2 protein-coding genes and 2 pseudogenes are annotated in these 2,732 nt (G+C 76.2%); 2 read left to right on the forward strand and 2 right to left on the reverse strand.

Going from position 1 to position 2,732, the window contains the following annotated elements; translation table 11 throughout:
- Positions 1–25 precede the first annotated feature (25 nt).
- On the reverse strand, positions 26–1,306 hold the full coding sequence (gene cbiE, locus E1J50_RS26190; protein WP_132256506.1) for a precorrin-6y C5,15-methyltransferase (decarboxylating) subunit CbiE: 1,281 nt from the start codon (positions 1,304–1,306) through the stop codon (positions 26–28).
- On the opposite strand from cbiE, the pseudogene E1J50_RS26195 reads away from it, so the two are divergent.
- Positions 1,305–1,742 (forward strand): annotated as a pseudogene (locus E1J50_RS26195) (precorrin-6A/cobalt-precorrin-6A reductase); the annotation flags it as partial. The gene cbiE and the pseudogene E1J50_RS26195 sit on opposite strands and share 2 nt — an antisense overlap.
- Here the strand turns inward: E1J50_RS26195 and E1J50_RS26200 are convergent.
- Positions 1,742–1,936 (reverse strand): annotated as a pseudogene (locus E1J50_RS26200) (pseudouridine synthase); the annotation flags it as partial. The pseudogenes E1J50_RS26195 and E1J50_RS26200 overlap by 1 nt on opposite strands.
- Positions 1,937–1,994: 58 nt before the next feature.
- On the opposite strand from E1J50_RS26200, the gene E1J50_RS26205 reads away from it, so the two are divergent.
- Positions 1,995–2,732, forward strand: a 738-nt coding sequence (locus tag E1J50_RS26205) for a signal recognition particle receptor subunit alpha (RefSeq protein WP_207919310.1), incomplete at its 3' end; no start/stop codon positions are given.

The following is a 2,732-nucleotide window of genomic DNA, read 5'->3' on the forward strand; positions in this document are numbered from 1 at the left end:
CCGGCGACGAGGGGAGGGGCCTCGGTCACGGCTTCGTCCAGATCCACTGGGTGACGGGCATGGCCGCGCGCCATCCATGCATCCCGCCGACCGGATCGGCCCGGGCGACCGAGAGGCGCCGCAGGGCGCCCCCCCTGTCTGCGAAGGCGGCGAGCAGTGCCGCCTCGCCTTCGAGCGTCACCGCGTTGGCGACGAGGCGCCCGCCCGCGGGCAGGCAAGCGGCGGCGCGGGCCAGCAGCCCCGGCTCCGAGACGCCGCCGCCCACGAAGACCGCGTCCGGTGCCGGCAATCCGTCGAGGGCGGCGGGGGCGGCGCCCTCCACCACCGCGAGGTCGGGCACGCCGAGCGCCTCGGCGTTGCGGCGGATGCGGGCGGCACGGTCTGGGCGGATCTCGACGGCCACCGCCCGCATGGCGGGATGGCGCAGCATCCACTCGATCGCGACGGAGCCGGCGCCGCCGCCGATATCCCAGAGCCGTTCGCCGAGGCGGGGCCGGAGCGCCGCCAGCGTCACCGCGCGGATCTCCGCCTTGGTGAGCTGCCCGTCATTCTCGAAGAGCGCGTCGTCGAGGCCGGGGGCGAGCGGCAGCACCCTGGCGTCGGAGGCCGCAAGGACCTCGATCGAGAGGGTGTTGAGCGGGTCGATCCCGTCGAGGCCGAAGCCCTCGGCCGTGGCGCTGCGGATTCGCTCGCGCGGCCCGCCCATCGCCTCCAGCACAGCCAGGCGCGAGGCGCCGAGCCCGCGCTCGGCCATCAGGGCCGCGACGCGGCCCGGCGTCGTCTCGTCCCAGGACAGGACGAGGAGGCGGGTGCCCGGCTGGAGATGGGGCAGGATGCGCGTCAGCGCGCGGCCGTGCAGCGTCAGGCAGGCGCATTCGGCCAGCGGCCAGCCGAGGCGGGCGCAGGCGAGGCTGAAGGCGGAGGGTTGCGGGAAGGCCCGGATCTCGCCGGGCGGCACGAGGCGCGCGATCTCGGCGCCGATGCCGAAGTGGAACGGGTCGCCGGTGGCGAGGATGCAGGTCGGCTCGCCGCGGCGTGCCAGGATCGCGTCGTAGGCCCCCGCGAACGGGCTCGGCCAGGGGCGCGCCTCGCCGGAGAGGGGGGCGGCGAGGGCGAGGTGGCGCCGGCCGCCATAGACGACGTGGGCCGCATCGAGGGCGGCGCTCGCGGCCGGAGAGAGCCCGGCGCGGCCGTCCTCCCCGATCCCGACGATCGACAGCCAGGGCTCGCGCGACAGGCAGGGCTCGCGCGACGGCCAGGGCTCGCGGCTCGACTCCGGCGCGGGGCTAGCGGAGAAGTCTGCCATGCGCATCCTCATCCTCGGAGGCACGGGCGAGGCGAGCGCCCTGGTGCGGGGCCTCGCCGGCTCCGGCCACGCCGTCACCCTGTCGCTCGCCGGCCGCACCGCCGCGCCGAAGCCCGAGGCGGTGCCGACCCGCATCGGCGGCTTCGGCGGCCCGGAGGGGCTTGCCCGCTATCTGACGGAGAACGGCGTCGATCGGCTCGTCGACGCCACACACCCCTTCGCCGCGCGGATCTCGCGCAACGCCGCCGAGGCGGCGGCGATGGCCGGGGTGCCCCTGCTCGCGATCCGGCGCCCGCCCTGGGAAAGGCAGGCGGCCGACGCTTGGCGCGAGGTCGGGAGCGTGCCCGAGGCCGTGGCGGCTCTGGGCGAAGCGCCCCTGCGCGCCTTCCTCACGGTCGGCCGCCAGGAACTCGCCGCCTTCGCGGCGGCCCCCCAGCCCGACGTGTCGCGATCGAGCCGGTGCACCACCTCGGGGCGCCGCGGCAGGCCGAAGCGGAGCGCGTCGAGATGGTCGGTCAGGGTCTCGCCGCCCTTCGGGCCGGGATGCACCGGCAGGCCCGCCGGCTTGTCGATGACGAGCAGCAGGGCATCGCGGTAGAGCAGGCGGGCGCCTATGTCAGGCAGGATCATCGGTGATACGCGAGTGGTGGGCCGGCGCGAAGAGCCCGGCCTGCGGGAGCAGGGACGCATGAGTCAAGACGAGAAGCCGGGCTGGTTCGGCCGCCTGTTCGGGCGCAAGGGCATGCCGGCCGCGGAGGAGAGCCCGGTCCCGCCGCCGGACTCGCCCGCCTCGGCCTCCGAGGGCCAGCCCGACTTCGCCACCGGCGCCGACGACGTCAGCCACGTGCCGCTGCCGCCCTCCGAGCCCGCGCCCGAGGAGGCGGGCAAGAACGCGGTGCCCGACGAGATCGAGGGCGCGGACCTCCAGCCGATCGAGGGAGACACCGAACGCCCGCCCGCCGGCACGGCCGGCGACGCGCCCGCGCGCGGGGCGGAGCCGGCGGACACGACCTCCCGGGCCTTCGAGCCCGAGCCGGCCGAACCCGAGCCGGCCGAACCCCGATCGGCTGCGCCCGAACCGGCCGAGCCGACCCCCTCCGCCCTGGAACCCGGCACGTCGGCCCCCGACCCCGACATTCAGCCCGTCGACACGGCGGCCGCTTTGGCCACCGACGCGGCCAAGGATTTCGACCTCGCGGACGCCCCGGGCAAGCGCGGCTGGTGGGGGCGCCTCACCGCCGGCATGAAGCGGACCTCGACCTCCCTGTCGGACCGGGTGACGGGGCTCTTCACCAAGCGCAAGCTCGACGCGACGACGCTGGAGGATCTGGAGGACGCCCTGATCCAGGCCGATTTCGGCGTGGAGACCGCGACGCGCGTCTCCGAGGCGGTCGGCAAGGGCCGCTACGAGAAGGGGATCTCACCC

It is taken from the genome of Methylobacterium segetis, from assembly GCF_004348265.1.
Lineage (GTDB): Bacteria > Pseudomonadota > Alphaproteobacteria > Rhizobiales > Beijerinckiaceae > Methylobacterium > Methylobacterium segetis.

What these genes read in the sequence shown, in the direction of transcription:
- cbiE (WP_132256506.1), bottom strand. Translation starts at nt 1,306, where the DNA reads ATGGCAGACTTCTCCGCTAGCCCCGCGCCGGAGTCGAGCCGCGAGCCC.